Annotated in this window: 19 protein-coding genes and 1 tRNA gene; 2 read left to right on the top strand and 18 right to left on the bottom strand. The window is 43.0% G+C overall.

Annotated features, from left to right (window positions below; translation table 11 throughout):
* Nucleotides 1–16 precede the first annotated feature (16 nt).
* Complete coding sequence (tsaD, locus tag U5J89_RS04770) at nt 17–1,027, top strand: tRNA (adenosine(37)-N6)-threonylcarbamoyltransferase complex transferase subunit TsaD (protein ID WP_322574464.1); 1,011 nt, start codon at nt 17–19, stop codon at nt 1,025–1,027.
* 65 nt (nt 1,028–1,092) lie between these two features.
* Here the strand turns inward: tsaD and rnhA are convergent, their stop codons facing one another.
* The 5 genes from rnhA to U5J89_RS04795 all read right to left on the bottom strand — a co-directional run bounded on the left by rnhA (nt 1,093) and on the right by U5J89_RS04795 (nt 5,189).
* Complete coding sequence (gene rnhA, locus U5J89_RS04775) at nt 1,093–1,545, bottom strand: ribonuclease HI (protein ID WP_322574465.1); 453 nt, start codon at nt 1,543–1,545, stop codon at nt 1,093–1,095.
* Complete coding sequence (pyrF, locus tag U5J89_RS04780) at nt 1,538–2,377, bottom strand: orotidine-5'-phosphate decarboxylase (protein WP_322574466.1); 840 nt, start codon at nt 2,375–2,377, stop codon at nt 1,538–1,540. Before pyrF ends, rnhA begins: the two co-directional genes overlap by 8 nt.
* 119 nt (nt 2,378–2,496) lie before the next feature.
* The gene (locus U5J89_RS04785) at nt 2,497–2,727 is read right to left on the bottom strand and encodes a hypothetical protein (RefSeq protein WP_322574467.1); all 231 of its coding nucleotides are present in this window, start codon (nt 2,725–2,727) and stop codon (nt 2,497–2,499) included.
* Between the two features lie 11 nt (nt 2,728–2,738).
* On the bottom strand, nt 2,739–3,914 hold the full coding sequence (locus tag U5J89_RS04790; protein ID WP_322574468.1) for an SGNH/GDSL hydrolase family protein: 1,176 nt from the start codon (nt 3,912–3,914) through the stop codon (nt 2,739–2,741).
* Nucleotides 3,915–3,935: 21 nt separating this feature from the next.
* The gene (locus tag U5J89_RS04795) at nt 3,936–5,189 is read right to left on the bottom strand and encodes an OmpP1/FadL family transporter (protein WP_322574469.1); all 1,254 of its coding nucleotides are present in this window, start codon (nt 5,187–5,189) and stop codon (nt 3,936–3,938) included.
* Nucleotides 5,190–5,416: 227 nt separating this feature from the next.
* Between U5J89_RS04795 and U5J89_RS04800 the strand changes: the two genes are divergently transcribed.
* The gene (locus tag U5J89_RS04800; RefSeq protein WP_322574470.1) at nt 5,417–6,160 is read left to right on the top strand and encodes a class I SAM-dependent methyltransferase; all 744 of its coding nucleotides are present in this window, start codon (nt 5,417–5,419) and stop codon (nt 6,158–6,160) included.
* A 66-nt stretch (nt 6,161–6,226) separates the two neighbouring features.
* Here U5J89_RS04800 and U5J89_RS04805 read toward each other — a convergent pair whose 3' ends face one another.
* The 13 genes from U5J89_RS04805 to U5J89_RS04865 form a co-directional block, all read right to left on the bottom strand.
* Entirely contained in the window at nt 6,227–6,820 is a 594-nt protein-coding gene (locus U5J89_RS04805) for a hypothetical protein (protein ID WP_322574471.1), read from the bottom strand.
* Nucleotides 6,821–6,867: 47 nt separating this feature from the next.
* Nucleotides 6,868–6,999 (bottom strand): hypothetical protein, encoded by a 132-nt coding sequence (locus U5J89_RS04810; protein ID WP_322574472.1) that lies wholly within the window; start codon nt 6,997–6,999, stop codon nt 6,868–6,870.
* 62 nt (nt 7,000–7,061) lie between these two features.
* On the bottom strand, nt 7,062–7,979 hold the full coding sequence (locus U5J89_RS04815; RefSeq protein WP_322574473.1) for a hypothetical protein: 918 nt from the start codon (nt 7,977–7,979) through the stop codon (nt 7,062–7,064).
* A 12-nt stretch (nt 7,980–7,991) separates the two neighbouring features.
* The gene (locus tag U5J89_RS04820) at nt 7,992–8,225 is read right to left on the bottom strand and encodes a hypothetical protein (protein ID WP_322574474.1); all 234 of its coding nucleotides are present in this window, start codon (nt 8,223–8,225) and stop codon (nt 7,992–7,994) included.
* Nucleotides 8,226–8,353: 128 nt separating this feature from the next.
* Nucleotides 8,354–10,885, bottom strand: a complete 2,532-nt coding sequence (locus U5J89_RS04825; RefSeq protein WP_322574475.1) for a TonB-dependent receptor — start codon at nt 10,883–10,885, stop codon at nt 8,354–8,356.
* A 304-nt stretch (nt 10,886–11,189) separates the two neighbouring features.
* Nucleotides 11,190–11,858, bottom strand: a complete 669-nt coding sequence (locus U5J89_RS04830; RefSeq protein ID WP_322574476.1) for a hypothetical protein — start codon at nt 11,856–11,858, stop codon at nt 11,190–11,192.
* 150 nt (nt 11,859–12,008) lie between these two features.
* On the bottom strand, nt 12,009–14,210 hold the full coding sequence (locus U5J89_RS04835; protein WP_322574477.1) for a sodium-translocating pyrophosphatase: 2,202 nt from the start codon (nt 14,208–14,210) through the stop codon (nt 12,009–12,011).
* A 36-nt stretch (nt 14,211–14,246) separates the two neighbouring features.
* Nucleotides 14,247–14,804: an aminoacyl-tRNA hydrolase gene (gene pth, locus U5J89_RS04840; RefSeq protein WP_322574478.1), complete on the bottom strand. Its 558-nt coding sequence runs from the start codon at nt 14,802–14,804 to the stop codon at nt 14,247–14,249.
* 30 nt (nt 14,805–14,834) lie between these two features.
* A complete protein-coding gene (locus U5J89_RS04845; RefSeq protein ID WP_322574479.1) occupies nt 14,835–15,548 on the bottom strand; it encodes a 50S ribosomal protein L25 in 714 nt (237 codons plus the stop codon).
* Nucleotides 15,549–15,565: 17 nt separating this feature from the next.
* Entirely contained in the window at nt 15,566–16,498 is a 933-nt protein-coding gene (locus U5J89_RS04850) for a ribose-phosphate pyrophosphokinase (RefSeq protein ID WP_322574480.1), read from the bottom strand.
* A 68-nt stretch (nt 16,499–16,566) separates the two neighbouring features.
* Nucleotides 16,567–16,637, bottom strand: a tRNA-Gln gene (locus tag U5J89_RS04855).
* A gap of 52 nt (nt 16,638–16,689) precedes the next feature.
* On the bottom strand, nt 16,690–17,883 hold the full coding sequence (locus U5J89_RS04860) for a DUF2851 family protein (RefSeq protein WP_322574481.1): 1,194 nt from the start codon (nt 17,881–17,883) through the stop codon (nt 16,690–16,692).
* Nucleotides 17,876–18,169: a hypothetical protein gene (locus U5J89_RS04865; protein ID WP_322574482.1), complete on the bottom strand. Its 294-nt coding sequence runs from the start codon at nt 18,167–18,169 to the stop codon at nt 17,876–17,878. Before U5J89_RS04865 ends, U5J89_RS04860 begins: the two co-directional genes overlap by 8 nt.
* Nucleotides 18,170–18,184: the final 15 nt, after the last annotated feature.

Here is an 18,184-nt window from a genome sequence, read left to right on the forward strand (position 1 = left end):
ATAATACAGAAATAATATGGAGATATTGGGCATAGAATCATCGTGTGATGAGACGGCCGCTGCTATCTACACAGATGATGGACTCCAATCGAATATAATAGCTTCTCAGGCGGTCCATGAACAGTATGGCGGGGTTGTCCCCGAACTGGCATCGCGGGCGCATCACAAGACTATCTGGCATACGGTACAGCAGGCTCTTGATGAAGGTAGTACTTCTCTCGAGGAGATAGACGCCGTAGCAGTTACGCAGGGTCCCGGCCTGATGGGATCATTGCTGGTTGGTCTCTGTTTCGCCAAAGGATTATGCCTATCCCGTAATATTCCACTGGTGGGCGTCAATCATATGGATGCGCATATCTATGCCAATTTTATTGATGAGCAGCCCGAATATCCGTTTGTATCACTAACGGTGTCAGGTGGACATACTCAACTGGTTTATGTGTCTGCTCCCTTTGAGCATGAACTGCTGGGACAAACCCGTGACGATGCTGCGGGAGAAGCGTATGACAAGATTGGAAAGATTCTGGGCTTGCCCTATCCGGCCGGACCGGTTATTGATGAGCGATCAGAACATGGAGATCCCAATTTTCATGATTTTCCACAGGCGATGTTGGATAACGATTTTGAGTTTAGTTTTTCGGGACTCAAGACATCAGTCAAATATTTTTTGGAGGATCAGGACGACCAAGAGCAATTTTTAGAAGATCACTTGGATGATATTTGTGCAAGCGTCTCGCATGCGATTACTGAGGTATTGGTGAAGAAACTCCGTAATGCCATTGAGCATACCGGAGTAAAGACGATCGCCTTAGCGGGTGGAGTATCAGCGAATTCCATGCTACGAAAAAAAGCTAACGAATTAGCTTCAGATACCGGCTGTGAACTGCATATCCCCCAATTAGCTTATTGCACCGATAATGCGGCCATGATTGCGATTACCGGTTATATGATGGCTGAGCGGGAAATGTATGCGGATATGAATTTAAGACCGTTTGCGAATCTGAAACAAGTATTAAGTCAAAAGTAGAAAGTTTAAGCAACCCTCTTGTGAATATGAACTTTCTACTTAATACTATAGACTTTTTACTAAAATTATTGAAAACGTTTAGAGGCTTCTACCGCTAACGCATCCACGCGGTTATTTCGCTCATTATCGGAGTGTCCTTTAACTTTTATCCACTCCACATCATGGGGTTGCATTGCTGTAAGCATTTCCTCCCATAAGTCTCGATTTTCAACCGGTTTCTTGTTGGCTTTTTTCCATCCTCGTTTAAGCCAGCCGTCTATCCAACCCTGTTTAAAGGCATTGACAATCAGGGCACTGTCACTGTGAATTTTTACATGACATGGCTGGTTGAGTGCATTCAGAGCTTCAATTACAGCGCGCATCTCCATACGGTTGTTGGTAGTATGTTTAGCACCGCCCGTTAATTCTTTTTCCTCGCCGTTCCACTGCAAAAGTACGCCCCATCCTCCGGGTCCCGGATTTCCGCTACAAGCACCGTCGGTAAATACAATAACTGTTTTTTTCTTTTCTTTAGACATAGCGTTCTGTTATTGGAGCCAATTTCGTTTTTAAATTCTTTGCAGTTTCAGCTACCTGTCGGTCCCAATTGACTTCATTTTTTCCTGCGTAAATAATACTCCGGCTGGAGTTGATAAGGGGAGTGCCTGCGTGTTGTTCCAGTGATTTATTTAAGGCTGAAATCGATCCGCCTTGTTTGCCAACTCCGGGAATAAGTAGCGGAGATGTGGAAAATTTATTGATCACTGATTCTAATTCATCGGCCTTGGTTGCCCCAACGACCATTCCGATGGAGGTTTTGCTTGCCCGCTGTTTTATGTTTAGCTCTTTGGCGATAAAGCTGGAAATAGTTCCTCCATCCGCTAATTGTTTAAGCAAAATATCACGAGCTCCGGGATTCGAAGTCAGCGTTAGCACATAAATGCCTTTGGAGTCATCATTTAGAAATGGATCCAGGGTTTCAAAGCCCATAAGGGGATTCAGGGTTACCGCATCTACATTAAATTGTTCAAAAAAGGCTTTGGCATAATGCTCTGCGGTAGAGCTGATGTCGCCCCGCTTGGCATCAGCAATGATGATCTTGTCATTCGGGATATAATCTAATATAGCTTCAAGCGTATCCAACCCATCAGCACCCAGCGCCTCGAAAAATCCAAGATTTGGTTTATAGGCCGCGCAGTGATCAGCCGTTACATCAATTACTTTTTTTAGAAATTGTTCTACTTTTTGGGGATTGGATTGCTCTGTTGATGTAATTGGATCCGGCATTAAATTCAGGTTGGGATCGAGTCCCACACAAAGGGTAGATTCTGTAGCCTGTACGGCCGATTTGAGTTTTTCGTTGAAAGTCATGAAAAGGTGATTTTAAGTTCAGCGGAAGATACAAAGGGCAGGGAGGAATCGAAATCAACCAAATAAAAAAAGTGGAGGGAAATCCCTCCACTTGAATCATAGAAATAGAATAGTACCAGTTAATTGGCAACAGGAATCCCTTCAGGGATTTTAGCTACATTTATACGTTGGATATTGGCATTGTAGGCTTCGTTAATAGCTTTAATTGTTTCGTTAGCAATGACAGCAGATCCCCTGTTTGTGGGATGCACGCCATCAAAGCTGAACAAGCTTCCAATGGTTGGTTGTAGGGTTACACTGGAGTTTGGATCGGTATACTGTCCATCCTGAATGATCTGATCAAAAGCCATTTACATCAACATCAGTAACTTTGAAATGAGTTAAAAGTTTCAGCAAAGATTTGATTGATGTCAACAACAGTAAATCCAGCCGAAGCAGCTGAATTTTCAATCGTAGCATTATATTGTTGAATAGCACCAGCTGCTTGTTCAATTTCAGAGCTGCCTTGAGGGCCCCCTGCAGGGCCATCGAGTACTAAATTATCTGGAACGGCTGTTTGTGGCTGTACGGGAGGTTGAGTTTCACCATCTCTCACTTGAGCAAAATAGGATTGGGCGGAAAGCAGCGGGAAATCGGCTTGACGCATCACACGTGTTCCGTCATCAGTTTCAATATAAATATCGAGATTACCTTGCTCTGTAACGAGTTGATATCTTTGAGTCTCATCGTTGAATACTATAGCCCCTTGTTGTTCTAACTGTGTTCTTAGATAGAATACATAGGGAATTGTAGTTACATCAGGTATGGTATAAACAACAACATTGGCACTGGTTGAAGCCATCGCTTGAACTGATCCCTGATAAAGTTGAGAAAAGTTGTTAGGATTGGTAATACTTTGTCCTTCTCCCCCGGATGTAACAAATCCAAGCACATCATTATTACCTAACCAGAAAGTAATAAAAGTTGGTTGTTGTTTGGCAACTTGATTGTGCAAGTTCGGAGCATTTTTAGCCAATTCTGACTGTTCCATTACTAATCCGTAGAATGGATTATATGCAGGGTTATCTGGATTTGTAGCTCTTCCTTTAAGGTCACCACTATTATTTGGATTAAGATAATCCACAAGTACAGCACCAGGAACTCCAAGGTTTGTAAATGGTTTAGCATTTTGATTGATAGGGGAACCCATTGAACTGTTTGCTGTAGTTTGAATCGGATCTAAGTTTGCAAGTTCTATGCGGCCGTCGCCACTGCTTATTCCTGGATCACTAACCAAAGGTTGATCAAAGTTTTCAGACTGATTTACTTGTCGAGCAAGTAATTTAGGGAATGAGTACTTCTGTCCAGATTGATATAGAGCATTGTTTTGAAAGCCGGCTGTTAAGCTATTGCCAACGGCTACATAGGATGAAAAATCAGCATCGCCGGTATCGACCGGATCAACATCAAGATCCTGATAGTCCTTACAGCTTGTTATAAGCGCCAGTACAAGAACCAGCGACAGTAGTTTTTTGGAATGTTTTATCAAATAATTCATAGCGTAATATCCTTAATTCAATTATAAATTCAGTGTGAAGCCGAGACCGGGAAGATTGGCATAGGTAGTATAAACACCGTCAATGCCACCTTCGTGTGTATTAGTTACTTTTCGCTGTTTCGCTCGGATAAAGATATAAGAGGCATCAACAGCAAAGTAATCAGTAACCTGGTAGCTTAGTCCGCCAGAAAACAACCAGCGATCAGAGTCGGGAAGAGTGGGGTCTACATAACGGTCGCGAATGGGGTTTTCATCATAAGCAATACCGCCGCGAACTGTTAAGCCTTTAACAGGAAGTTCGGTGTATTCAGCACCAAAACGAAGCTGCCAAGAATCTTTATAATTTCGTTCACTTACAATCGTACTGCCGCCGAGCGCCGGAATAGGTTGATCAAATTCAATAGCTAATTCATCATAACTTGACCAGCCCCACCACACGTAGTCGAGCTCGGTGCGCAGGCCTTCAATAGGCTCAACATTTACCGCAACTACATAGCTTGCGGGTAGGGTGATTTCGGCCCCGCCTTGGGCAGAGGAGGGAAAACCTACACTGAGATTTTCAAAAGTAGCATCACCTTCAAACTCGGTTGTTACTTCACTACGATAGGTGAAACCAAAGGTAACTTTATCGGTGGGTTCGTATTGAACGCCTGCATTGAATCCAAAGGCTGGTTCTTTAAGGTCTCCGTCCAGAGCAAAAGTACCTTCAGGCGAAAAGCTTGTTACAGCGCGGCTTAATTTAACTTTTCCGTGAGCAGCAACCCGCAGGCCGGCCCCAACGCGAATATCACCAATACCGGTATCCGAAAACTCATATCCTACCGAGGGGGTAACAAAAAGAGTTTCAATACTGGTTTCTATTGAAGATCCCCTGCCAACCCAGTCTTCCGGCCATTTTGTGCCTAACCCAAAGGGGGCATAAACTCCAATTCCGGCTGTCAGGTTATCGGTTATCTGATAAGAACCATAGAAGTTGGGTACCAGAAATTCCTGCTTCTCCATCTTTGTTTCCTGACCGATGGGAGCTAGTGGAGAGAGGTTTCGGAAGGATGAGCGCGGGGCAATAACAGTAGCACCACCGGTAATATTTATTCCTTCCAATCCACCTAATCCGGCCGGATTGTAAAAGATAGAAGATGCGTCTTCAGCATAAGCTGAGAATGCACCAAGCATTCCATTTGCTCGTACGCTGGCTTCGTAGATTGAAAATCCGCTTGAATAAGCCGATCCCGAGCACATCAATAGTAAAAATACCGTAGCTATTAGTCTTCGCATAGATTCAAAAGGTTTTGTTAGGTTTTAATGATCATCATGTAAATGATTTGTTATAAACACTATTAAAATTGTAACCGGTTTCAGTATCAACACATAATTAAAAAGTTAACAGTGTTAATCTTAAAAAATTAAAAGATTAGCAAACATAAAAGGATGGGTTTGCAATAGGGGTACTTTTTTGCTTCATTCGAGCATTAAATAATGTAAATGGTAACTAAAATAGTTTTATGGATTGGTTTGAAGAGTGGTTTGACAGTCCACTTTACGAAAAACTGTATGCCGATCGGGATGAGGCAGAGGCAGAACAGCTGGTTGAATTTTTAGAAGAAACCTTACTATCAGAACAATATCACTCAATTCTTGATTTGGGCTGTGGTCGAGGGCGCCATTCTCTTAATTTAGCTAAGCGGGGTTATGACGTAACAGGTATTGATCTATCACCAGAAGCGATTAAGACGGCCCAAGAGAAAGCAGAAAAACTGAATTTATCAAACACGCAGTTTAAAGTTGGTGATATGCGAGATCCGTTGCCCCGGAAGTTTGATGCTATTGTAAATTTATTTACGACCTTTGGATATTTTAAAAGTGATGAAGAAAATGCTTCCGTTCTTGATGGTGTAATACAGATGCTCAAGAACGAAGGGCTTTTTGTACTCGATTATTTGAATGCCGAAAAGGTAAAACAAGATTTTGTACCTGAGGAGGAGGGAGAGTTCCAGAAAATGAGATACGAGATTAAGCGCTACATTAAGAATGGAGCTATCCACAAAGATATTGCATTTGCGGGTGAAAAATTGGATAAACCGCGTGTTTATTGGGAGCGTGTGAAGTTGTATGGGTTGGATTGGTTTGAAAAGGAGATGGAAAAGCGAGACCTGGAAATAATTGACGTAAATGGAGATTATGAGGGCAGTGATTTTGATCCCGAGACAAGTCCCCGATTGCTGATAATCAGCAGATTATCAAAATAAGGAGATAAAAAAAGAGGTTATCCCATCTTAGAGATAACCTCTTTTATGAGTAGAATTTGGGTGAACTTATTTAGCAGAAATTCCGAAGCTGATATTTTCTGAAATCGCTTTTTGCTGCTGTTGGCTTACACAATCTCCGGCGCAAAGTTGAACGCTTGGCAAGTTAAGAACATCTACTTCGGGGATACTGGCTCCGAATGCCTCCTCAATAACGTGGATAAACTCATTGGCTAAGATAGCGTTTCCGCGTGCATTGGGATGGATGCCATCGGTTGAAAATACGCCATTGGGAGAAAAATCTGGCTGTAATAACGTACCCTCTACTCTGATTCCCAACTCCCCATCGATACCGAAAAGATCTGCAAAAGCCCCTAATTCGGTATTGGGATTCCCGGGGAAACCGGCGTTGATATCGAAGAGTGCCAGTCGGTCAGCATTTTGCGCAACAGTGGTTGCAATAATGGTGTTAAAAGCTGTTGTTCTGTTTTGGATTTGTTGTTGTTCAGGAATCGTCAAATAACACTCGTCACCTTGTACTTGTGTACATCCTAATGCAGGATTTTGAGGATTGGGAAATCCCAATGGAATTACTACGCCAATAGTAGTTGGTGCTTCACTTTGGGGATTATATTCTGTACCTAAAACAGAACCTGCCGACAATGTTACCAATTCATTGGCCGTAAGGGGACGTGATTGCTCATAGGGAACTAAGGCCTGCCGCTGTTCAGCAGGATAGCACCTAGTCGCTGATCAAATTCATCTTCAAGTTCAGCAAATTCAGGGTCATTGACTAAAATAGGATTCGTTCCTTCCTGGTAATTCACCTTTCGAGCATCCATATCTTCCTGCGAACGATTGGGGAAGTTAGCAGCAACAGCATCAAAAGCGTTATTAACACCGGCTAAGCTTGATTAAGTTGCGTTGCTTCTTCGCTCGATAATTCTACGGCATTAAAAGAAATAGCCCGGAAAAAGGGCACGGTAGAGACCGGGGGGATGGTTGCGACAACGCCATTTGCAGAAGTATTATTTAAAAGTTGGTTAATTACCCCACTCTGACCATCTGAATTATTAAAATAATCTTGAAAATCCTGTTCCGATGTTAACAGATTTGGATTTGCTCCACCCGATACGGCATAACCCAGTACATCATTGTTCCCAATCCAGAGGGTAAAAAATGTGGGTTGGGTTGCAATGGCATCACCTAATATGGTGGAACCGTTAATACCATCTTGGCTGGGATTACTGGCAAACCTCTGATAAAAAGGGTTGAAAGCTGGATTGCTCTGTGTATTCGGCCCCCCGGTAGCAGGAGTTAACAGCTGACCAACGAGAATACCCGGAACGCCGAAATTATTGAGTTCGCCGGTATTTCCCTGATAGGGAGCAATGGGATCTCCGCCAATGGTAGGAGATGGGCCGGGAATGTTGGTATCGAGTTTAAAACGCCCAAATACGGTGCCTGTTTGAGGATTTGGATTCGGTTTTACTGAGGTGTTAAATCCCAGTTCAGAATTTATATCCGGTTGATTGAAATTCCCTGGTGCTCCAGCAAATTGCATCTGTTTATGCAGCAGGGCGGCAAGGGAAAATTCTTGTCCTAAATTATAAAGAGCACCGTCCATATATCCCGCTGTAAGCGAGTTTCCGATGGCAACGTAGTTACTGAAGTCGGCCGATCCAGGATCACCTGAAATAGGTTCTGGAACAGGGTTTTCTTCAAGCTGATCTTCAACAAGGGAATCATAGCTACCTTCACATGCAAATAAAAAGGCAGCAACAAATAGCAGTAAAAATGATGTTTTTAAATAAGATATCATGGTGTAGGTAGTTTAATTCATGAATTGATCAAAAGTGAAGGAGACCAGATAGATAGCTCCCAACCGGGGGTTGCCAAATGAGGTGACATGTTGGCTGTTGAGGATATTGCTCCCACTCAATTTTATAGAAGTGTTGAGTTCGGGCAGGCGATAACTAACCTGTGCATCGAGTGTGCCGTAGGCATCGATTACACCTTTCCCGAATGAGGATTCCCAAAGGAAGGCATCCTGCCAGCGATATACCACATTAAACCCGATTTTTGGAGTAAGCTTCCGGTTTTCAAATTTGAGATTGTATCGCCACTCCGGGGTATTGTATTCGGCGCGGAAGCCCTGATCAAGGAGATCTTGCTGTGAAATCAGCTTATTGAACGCTACGTTTCCTCCCAGAGAATATCCATTGCCCAGTACATACTTGGCTTCAAAAGCAAAACCATGGGCTTCAACCGTACCGTCAGCGTTAACATCAAAACCGTACGACTGCAGGCGTCCATCATCGTTGGGTACGTTATTATTGATGATGGCTTCTTTACCATTGTCGGAATCGGGATCGAAACCCGGAGCACCGGATCAAATCCATCGCGAGCATCTTCATTACCTCGTTCAGCAATATCAACGGCCTGTGTAAATTGAATTTCAGCTATAAAGTCTTCATAGGCACTGTAGTAGTAATAAGCGTCTAAGAATAACTTATTGTTGATAAGGGTTTTGTATCCAATTTCGAATGAGTTTACCTTTTCGGTTTCAAACTCATCAAATGTTACCGGTTCCAACAGGGCACGAGCTTGGGCTATAGATTGCCCTGAATTAAGAGCCTCTCGGGCTTCTTGGATACTGTCTTCGTAGTAAACAGTATTGCTTTCAAAGTTGTAGCGATCGACAAGCACTGGGTTACTACCGATTAGCCGGCGTGTTACAACATCGAGATCAATAAGCTGTGTTTGTGTACTTGGGATCCGGAATCCTCGCTGGAATGATGCTCTGATGTTATGATTGTCAGCGACCGTAAAAACTGCAGAAAATCGAGGGCTGAACTGTCCGTCAAAATATTCGTTTTTATCATACCGGAGCGATCCCTGAAGATCTAACTTGTCATCAGCTAATGTTTTTGATGCTTGAACATAGGCTCCGAACTCGTCGATATCGAATTCTTCTCCGTTATCCTGCAGGGCAAAAAGGGTACCCTCTGAGTTTAAGTCGTATCTGCGGACGTTACCTCCTACGATAAGCTCTACAGTGGAGGGATCAATGATATCAGCAAAGTTGTATTTGGTTTCGGCATGCCATAAACCTGTTTTCTCGATAAACAGTGCACCGCCTTCAGAAATAGGAGTGTTTCTTATTTGATTTGAGAGATTTTGGAACTGTTGACTGCCCGGTTGCGGTTGTGCCTGATTTCCAGCGATACGTGCCTGGGCATGGGCTTCTTCAACGGTAGCTCCCTGTGTTCGGGCATTAGCAAAAGTTTGAAAATATGCCGGAACAAATGTTTCTATATTAATAAGTGTTGCCAGAGTATTGGCGGCGTAAGTATCACCGGCATCTTCCTGAGTAGTATAGGCGCGAACAAAGAAGTTGGGATTTTTAACCTCAACTTTTGCGGTCCAGATATTAAAATCATCAAGCACAAAACGGTCGTTGGCCGTATATACCGAACTGCCGGCCCCCCAGTTAAACTGTCCCAACATCTCATAGTCATCAGTTAAACGATAATGAAGGGCAGTGCCGAGTTTTAAGCTCTCGGAAGTGTTATCCACGAAAGATGACTCTGGGAACCCGGTGGGCGTAAAAGCTCCGGCCTCACCGTCAGGCAATAGATTTCTAATGCCAGCTATATCTTGGTTGCCTGAAGCAATCAGCTGGTCGGCAATTTGCCCGATAGTAAGCAGCTGGTTCCCATAAACATTGACGCCGTTATATACACGATTTCCGTTACGTGAAGTGGCCCCGCGTTCGACTACTCCATATGTAGCCGGACCTCTGTCACGCGTATCTTGAGCTACAAAGTCTTGAGCACGCAGATAGGAGAAGTTGAATTTATATGCGAATTTATTGTTTATGGCGTTGGCATATCGCAAGCCGTAATCTTGATAGATCTGAGGATTGTCTTCCACATTTGAGTCAAAATGATTGGCTCCCACTTTAACCTGTGCCGAAAGTCCTTGATATTTAAACGGGCTTTTGCTGTTAAGCAGAAGAATACCGTTAATAGCATTTGGTCCATAAAGTGCTGAGGCTACGCCCGGAATCAGTTCAGCGCTTTCCAGATCAAGCTCAGGGATACCCACTACGTTTCCAACAGGGAAGTTTAAGCCCGGAGCCTGATTATCGATTCCATCAATAAGCTGAACAAAACGAGTATTACCGTTAGCATTAAAACCGCGAGTATTGATAGATTTAAAAGTAATACTTTGCGTACTAAAATCGACTCCTTTTAAATTGGCAAGGGATTCATAAAAGCTGGGCGACGCCGATTGTTGTATACTTATCGCATCCAGCTTTTCAATAGACACAGGTGATTCAAGTATGTTCTCTTCCACCCGGGACGCTGATACAACGACTTCATCTCCCACAATAGCAGCCTCGGAGAGTTCGACTGTTAAATCGGTTACCGAGCTTTCGGTGATTTCTACTTCTTCGGTTCTAAAACCGACCATTGTAAAAATAAGTGTTAGAGGTGGAGCCTGTTGCACAGATAATGAAAACTGTCCGTTGGTTCCCGTTGAGGTGCCTACTACTTTGCCTTTAACACTTACATTTACGCCGCCGAGTACGGAACCATCTTCGGCATCCACAACGGTACCCGAAATCTGTGTTTGAGCGTAAGCTTGGGTGTTAATTACCAAAGTAAATGTAAAGGCCACCACCAATGCCAATAAAAACTTTTTAAAAATTATTCTATTCATATACATGTAGTTTTAGTGAAGGTTTGAAACAGTAGGGAGAAATTGTATAGCAACTGTAGATGTCTGATATTCATGGATGATCTGTTCTGAGTAAGCCATACAAATTCCGATCCCGGATACTAATTGTTGTGATCAGCATATGTTTTTTAAAATCTGATCCCTTTGCTTTTAAATAAATATAATGTATCCCTGTAATACTTAAGAATATTAAGTACTAAATAACAAAAAGCGGAGGTATTTTAAAAATTTATGGAATAACAAAAAATAGGTTCAAAAAAATCGGTAAAATATTTCAGGTGAGCATTTATAGAACGGTTTCGGGAAAAACCTCTTCAGCACCATGTGGAGGATTATCTAGTGTCCATGTTTCGAAATAGAAATGCCGCTCTGAACGCATACGCTTATTATTGATACTGAAAAAGCGAAACTCATTATCAACTAATGATTTGAAAGTTTCGAAAAGATGTGGATAAATATTTTGTTCAGAAAACAGATGGAGATCAAATCCGTGATGTGCCGGTTCTTTATATAAGAGGTAGGCCCCCGATTCAATAACCGATCTTATCTCATCTTTTTTATGTCCCACTTTTGTTTCCTCATCGATAGTCAAGGTTGCTAAATCTATATCAGGCAACTTATTGTTATTCGATATTACCAGGGCCTCTCCAATATGAAGGGTTTGCAAACCTGCTTTAATAGAATCGAATGATTTATTTGTAGTAGATATTAACTGATGATTTTTGAAAGTAGAATTGAGGTTATCAATTATTTCGTTGCTCTTGGAAAGTACGTTGATCCCAAATCTCTCCTCATTGAGGTCTGTACCGGTGATGTAGAATTTAGAATAGGTTGGATCGGGCTTCATAAAATCCTCAATGGTAGAGTCGTCCCCTTTTTTGGTTTTGTTGGCATTACGTTTGGCTAGTTTATCAAGACGAAGATCGTGATCAAAGAAGAGTTTAAAGATATCCATAAAGCGGGATTACGTGTTTCCTATTGCGTGGTATATATAAGCACCTTCAAAGATACGCAATACGCGACACGCAATAAACATAAAACAAAAAAGCCCCATCCCGTGGAATTGGGACAGGGCTTAATCTTGATAATTGTTTTCTAAGGAAGCTTAGATCATTGTTGCAATTACGAGCGCAACCACCGACATAAGCTTAATAAGAATGTTAAGTGAGGGACCTGAAGTATCCTTAAATGGATCACCTACGGTATCACCAACAACAGAGGCTTTGTGGGCTTCAGAACCTTTTTCGAGAAGTTCTCCGTTGTATTCAAAGCCTTTTTCGATCATTTTCTTGGCATTATCCCAAGCACCGCCGGCATTGGATTGGAAAAGTGCCATAAGTACTCCAGAGGCAGTAACGCCTGCCAGCAAACCGCCAAGCATTGCGGGTCCGCCAATGAATCCAAAAGCAACAGGAACAACTACGGCTAACACGCCGGGAGCAATCATCTCTCGGAGCGAAGCCGTGGTAGAAATTTCAACACATTTTTCATATTCGGCTTTTCCAATGGCCGTTTCAAAGGTATCCTGATCTTCTTGAGACCAGTCTTCGAGCTTGGTGCCTTCGTTGCGACTCATCACATCAAGTCCGGCGCGCAGTTCTGGAATATCATTGAACTGTCGTCGAACTTCTTCAATCATTGACATGGCAGCACGTCCTACCGCTTTCATGGAAAGCGCGGAAAATAGGAAGGGCAACATAGCTCCTATGAAAAGAGCTCCCATTACCTTGGGTTGAGTAATATTAATACCAGTTAATGCTACTTCATGTGTTGCATTATAAGAGGTGATAAATGCAGCGAAAAGTGCAAGCGCCGTCAATGCAGCAGAGCCAATGGCAAACCCTTTACCGATAGCTGCAGTGGTGTTACCAACTGCATCCAGTTTGTCAGTACGTTCGCGTACTTCACTGGGCAATTCAGACATTTCAGCAATACCGCCTGCGTTGTCTGAAATAGGTCCGTAAGCATCTACAGCTAACTGAATTCCGGTGTTGGAGAGCATTCCTACTGCAGCAATAGCTATACCATATAGTCCGGCAAATTCGTATGAAGCAATCATTGCAGTAGCAATAATTATGATGGGAATCGCAGTAGAGATCATGCCAACGCCTACACCGGCGATAATATTCGTAGCAGCACCGGTCGAAGATTGTTCTACAATGCCTGTAACAGGTCCTGTACCGGTTCCAGTATAGTGTTCGGTAATTAGACCAATAAGTAATCCCGCTGCCAATCCAAATATTGTTGACCAGAACACCCCCATACTTGTAATGGCAATTTCGTCTCCAAAAATAGTTGTGTGGTTCCAGCTTGCAGGTAGCATCCACTGGATTAACAGATAAGAGGCTACAAGCATTACAGCAGCAGAAACAAATTCGCCAATATTCAATGCGGTTTGTGGGTTGCCACCTTCCTTAACACGGACGAAAAATGTTCCGAGGATGGAAGTCAAAATTCCAGTACCTGCCAAAACAAGTGGAAGCAGTACAGCAGAAAGACCATTGAAGTTATCTGCCCATTCCGGATTAGCCATAAAAGCAGCACCCAATACCATCGTACCAATAATAGATCCTACATACGATTCAAAGAGATCGGCTCCCATTCCGGCAACATCACCAACGTTGTCACCAACATTATCTGCAATAGTTGCAGGGTTTAATGGATGATCTTCGGGAATACCTGCTTCAACTTTACCAACTAAGTCAGCTCCAACATCGGCTGCTTTGGTATAAATTCCACCACCTACACGAGCAAAAAGGGCGATGGATGAAGCTCCAAAAGAAAATCCGGTTACAACAGCCAATACTTTGTTGACATCGCCCGCAGTACCAGTACCAAACATATCTCCAAAGATTAGGAAAAGAACACTAAGGCCAAGAACGCCTAAGCCAACAACGCCAAGTCCCATCACGGAACCGCCGGCGAAAGCAATATTTAATCCTTTGCCAAGGCTTTCGCGAGCTGCGTTGGTTGTTCGAACATTTGCTTTGGTGGCAACACGCATGCCAATAAAACCGGCTAATCCTGAACAAAATGCTCCTACAATAAATGAAGCGGATACAAGCCAGTGGGATGTTTCAGCATTGGCGGTAACACCCAGTAGAATTGCTACGGATATTACAAATATGGACAATACTTTATATTCGGCTTTAAGAAATGCCATTGCTCCACGTTGTATGTGTGAGCTAATAGTTGCCATTTTTTTCGTGCCGGTGTCTTGTTTATTAACCCAAGACGATTTTAAGAAGGTATACAGTAGCGCAAGTACACCACTAACCGGTATTAAGTAGGTTATTAAGGTATTCATGTCAGCTTTAGTTTATTAGTATAAGTTAGTAGTCGATTAGTTAAACTTGTTCATTGCCTGATCGATACCCTCTCTGACAAAACAGAGAGCGGCATCCACCGCATTGTCCAAGGTTGTTTCAATAGTCGAACGCTCATCATCAGAAAAGGAGGAAAGTACATGCTGTACTTGTTGTCCTCTTGGAAAGTCATTTCCAATCCCAATACGCAATCGGGGAAAAGAATTTGTCCCTAATTTATTGATAATATCTTTTATTCCGTTATGGCCGCCTGCACTTCCTCCCGGACGCAAACGAATAGTTCCTACATCCAGATCCAGATCATCATAGCAAACCAGGCAGTTCCCAACATCTTCTTTATACCAATTTGCGGCCTGGCGCACGGCATCACCGCTGTTATTCATATAAGTAGTGGGTTTGATCAGGTAAATCGAATGTCCTGCATGATTTCCTTTTCCCACATGAAAAGGGCCTTTTCCAGGCCCCATTCGTACTGACAATGATGTTGCCAGTGTATTGATAAGTTCAAAACCTATATTATGACGAGTGCCAGCGTACTTACTCCCGGGATTTCCCAGACCTATAATTAGCGGCATAAAGCAGTTACGCTGGTTTGGTCAATACTATTATTCAGTTGTTTCTTCGTCGTCTTCGGTTTCTTCGCCCTCTTCGGCTTCTTCACCTTCTGCAAGTTCTTCGCCTTCTTCGAGTGCCTCTTCGCCTTCTTCGAGCTCTTCTTCGTCTGCCTCTTCGGTAATAAGTGAAGATGTAAGCAGTGCTTCGGATTTTGGAGGACGAATCGTTACCAGCGTTCTTCCAAGATCGTCGAGAGGAATAATTCCTTCAAGCTCGAGATCGCGTACGTGCAAAGAATCACCAATTTCTAAGTCACTAATATCAACGGTATAAGCTCCGGGAATAAGATCGGGCTTCACGCGGATGCGCAAGATATGCATTGGTTGGAAAACACGACCGCCGCCTTCTGTAACACCAACAGGAGTACCTTCCAGCCTGATGGGCACACTCAATGTAACTTTATGATCTTCGGCCATTACATAAAAATCGGCATGGACGGGACGATCGGTTAGTGGATGAAATTCCACATCTTTCAGAAGGGTTTCGTACTCTTCGCCATCGACCGTAATATTGAGTATCTGACGCTTACTTTCGCTTAGTACTTTTTCGAATTCCAGTTCATCAATCGAAAAATGTACGTTTTCTTCAACTTCAGGTCCATACATAACACAAGGCACGCGCATGGCATCCCGAAGGGCATCTGCGGCTTTGCGGCCTGTTTCTCTAATTTTTCCTTCTAAATCTACTACTTCTGGAGTAATCATAATCCTAAAACGTTAATTTAATCGTCAAAAAGTGCACTTATTGTATCGTTGGTGTGGATACGCTGTATTGCTTCAGCAAAAATACCCGCTACGCTCAAAACCTTAATCTTGCTCGAGGGTTTACGTAGCGGCACCGTATCGGTAACCAACAGCTGATCAATAGGTGAATCTTCAATTCGTTGGTACGCAGGCCCTGATAAAATAGGATGCGTACATGTTGCTATAATATTTAATGCTCCGCGGTCTTTCAGTGCGGAGGCTGCATTTGTTAGTGTGCCTGCTGTGTCAATAAGATCATCAACGATCAGCACATTCTTGTTTTCAACTTCACCGACAATATTCATTACCTCGGCTACATTCTGTTTGGGCCTCCTTTTATCAATAAAAGCAAGCCGTGCTCCCAGACGTTTGGCATATGCTCGAGCCATTTTCAGGCTGCCTACATCGGGAGCAACAACGACCAAATTCTCAATCGGATGGTCGCTGAAATAATCAATAAATAACCGGCTGGCATATAGATGGTCAACCGGAATATCAAAAAATCCCTGAATTTGTGCTGCGTGCAGATCCATTGTTAAAATACGATCTGCCCCGGCCTCAGTAAGTAAGTTTGCCATCAGCTTAGAGGCAATAGAAACACGCGGCTGATCTTTACGATCTTGACGGGCATACCCAAAATAGGGGATTACAGCTGTTACTCGCTTTGCCGATGCCCGTTTTGCAGCATCAAGGAGTAATAAAAGCTCCATGATATTGTTGCCCGGCGGCGGTGTAGATTGTACTACGAAAATATCTTCGCCGCGAATGCTCTGTTCGTACTTAACATAGAGCTCGCCATCCGAAAACGGCTTGATAGTAACTTCACCTAAATCTGTACCGTATTTTTCAGCAATAGCTCTTGTAAGAGCAAGATTGCTGCGTCCGGCAAATATGGCTAAGGGCGTATCCAACGAAGCGAGTTTTCAGGAAGTTATAAAAAATAGAAAAGGATGGCTATGAAGTCATCCTTTAGAATTTGTTGCCCGGGGAGGACTCGAACCCCCACTGACGGTACCAAAAACCGCTGTCCTGCCATTAGACGACCGGGCAATTTTATGCCTTTTTCAACAGATGCAGATGATATGAATTTACACGTTCTGAATCAAGAAGAAATTATACTTTTAAAAACTTTACAATCCTGACAATTGCGGGGACGGCAATAGGATCGCAGCTGATAAATAGATCCGAGTTTTTGTTTGTATAGGGAGGGAGAAACATCGGTATTATCAAAAAGTTTAAGCAGGGAGGAAGGAATATAAGCCTCATGTTTTTGCCAAAGTAACCAGCAATTATTTTTAAGCTCTTCTTTGAAAAATAGATTTCCTAAAAAATACATTGAAGGCAGAAATACGGTTCCGAAAAGAATAGAGGCCCGCTCTTGGCCAATACCTGGTGTTGTTTGGATATCATCAATTAATTTTTGCCACAAGTCTTTGGGACTATTTTGCAACCATTGTTCGAAACGAAGGTGGTGGATCTGCCAAAAGAGTTCTGCTCCTTGTTGAATGCGGAGCCGTGGGTGGTTACCGGGGCGGCATCCTTTATGATTCCAGTTAATGGATTCCCGGATGGTATGGTTACAATCAGTATCGATGCCTGAAAGTTTTAGAGCCCGAATGCGAAACGCATTTTTTGAGGAAGTATCATTATATTCTTTAAATAGAAGGTTGGCCAGCTTGCGCATTTGATGTCGATTGTGAGATATCCCAAGCCCGTCAAAAAGACCGGTAATGAGCATTTTTATCCATGCCTGCGACGGAGGCAGTGAAGCATCATAAAAAGCCAGAAGATCATCGACCTTTTGTTCGAAATATTCTTTGTGAGCTTTTTGCAGCTGTTGAGCAAAAGCCTCTTCTGATATGAAAGAAAGTTGACCTGCACAGGGCAGTTCAGGTTTGCTTTGATATTGTTCGAGGAAAGACTGCAGTGGTTGGGAGAGGTATGGGGCTAAACAAAGAGTGGGAATTTGTGTTTCATCACTCCTGCAGCTACGGGTTTCAGTAGCATTAAAAACAACGTGCAGAATGACGTTGTCAAAATTGGGATCAGTATGGTGATTATGTGCTTTCCAATCGGATAGTGACCAGTGCAACTCAACATTTCCAAACCAGCGCAGGTTCTCGATGGTAATCTCCGCGGATAAAAAATCGGGCCCGTCCGATTTATTAAGTTGCCCCGTATCATGTATCCGGACTTTTTTACCACCAATTGTTTTGAGGTTACGAAAGTTGAAATGGCGGGTTTCCCAGATCCAGTGAAGCAATTTCTCGTGATATGGAGAGGCTGACTTACTCATTTAGAATATTGTCACCGCTTAATGGAATAGTATCGGTAGCTTCATATAGATTGGGTATGTTTTGTTGGATTTCCTGGTGGATATTCTTACGGAGCTTCTGGAGTTCTTGAGAGCTTTTCCGTTTGGCCATGCGGCGTTGAATTTTTGCCCACCGGTTCAATTCCAAGGCGTTTTCTGATAACCATGCTCTATTTTGCTTACCCTTTGTGGGCGATAAAAGAAGGCCGGCTGCCAATCCTCCTAAAAAGGAGGTGGTAAATAACAGGAAGTTTGATTTGCGACTCATAATGAACCTCTCTTT

Origin of the sequence: Fodinibius sp. (assembly GCF_034521915.1) — a bacterium.
Taxonomy (GTDB): domain Bacteria; phylum Bacteroidota; class Rhodothermia; order Balneolales; family Balneolaceae; genus Fodinibius.

What these genes read in the sequence shown, in the direction of transcription:
- tsaD (WP_322574464.1), top strand. Translation starts at nt 17, where the DNA reads ATGGAGATATTGGGCATAGAATCATCGTGTGATGAGACGGCCGCTGCT.
- rnhA (WP_322574465.1), bottom strand. Translation starts at nt 1,545, where the DNA reads ATGTCTAAAGAAAAGAAAAAAACAGTTATTGTATTTACCGACGGTGCT.
- pyrF (WP_322574466.1), bottom strand. Translation starts at nt 2,377, where the DNA reads ATGACTTTCAACGAAAAACTCAAATCGGCCGTACAGGCTACAGAATCT.
- U5J89_RS04785 (WP_322574467.1), bottom strand. Translation starts at nt 2,727, where the DNA reads ATGGCTTTTGATCAGATCATTCAGGATGGACAGTATACCGATCCAAAC.
- U5J89_RS04790 (WP_322574468.1), bottom strand. Translation starts at nt 3,914, where the DNA reads ATGAATTATTTGATAAAACATTCCAAAAAACTACTGTCGCTGGTTCTT.
- U5J89_RS04795 (WP_322574469.1), bottom strand. Translation starts at nt 5,189, where the DNA reads ATGCGAAGACTAATAGCTACGGTATTTTTACTATTGATGTGCTCGGGA.
- U5J89_RS04800 (WP_322574470.1), top strand. Translation starts at nt 5,417, where the DNA reads ATGGATTGGTTTGAAGAGTGGTTTGACAGTCCACTTTACGAAAAACTG.
- U5J89_RS04810 (WP_322574472.1), bottom strand. Translation starts at nt 6,999, where the DNA reads ATGGATGCTCGAAAGGTGAATTACCAGGAAGGAACGAATCCTATTTTA.
- U5J89_RS04815 (WP_322574473.1), bottom strand. Translation starts at nt 7,979, where the DNA reads ATGATATCTTATTTAAAAACATCATTTTTACTGCTATTTGTTGCTGCC.
- U5J89_RS04825 (WP_322574475.1), bottom strand. Translation starts at nt 10,885, where the DNA reads ATGAATAGAATAATTTTTAAAAAGTTTTTATTGGCATTGGTGGTGGCC.
- U5J89_RS04830 (WP_322574476.1), bottom strand. Translation starts at nt 11,858, where the DNA reads ATGGATATCTTTAAACTCTTCTTTGATCACGATCTTCGTCTTGATAAA.
- U5J89_RS04835 (WP_322574477.1), bottom strand. Translation starts at nt 14,210, where the DNA reads ATGAATACCTTAATAACCTACTTAATACCGGTTAGTGGTGTACTTGCG.
- pth (WP_322574478.1), bottom strand. Translation starts at nt 14,804, where the DNA reads ATGCCGCTAATTATAGGTCTGGGAAATCCCGGGAGTAAGTACGCTGGC.
- U5J89_RS04845 (WP_322574479.1), bottom strand. Translation starts at nt 15,548, where the DNA reads ATGATTACTCCAGAAGTAGTAGATTTAGAAGGAAAAATTAGAGAAACA.
- U5J89_RS04860 (WP_322574481.1), bottom strand. Translation starts at nt 17,883, where the DNA reads ATGAGTAAGTCAGCCTCTCCATATCACGAGAAATTGCTTCACTGGATC.
- U5J89_RS04865 (WP_322574482.1), bottom strand. Translation starts at nt 18,169, where the DNA reads ATGAGTCGCAAATCAAACTTCCTGTTATTTACCACCTCCTTTTTAGGA.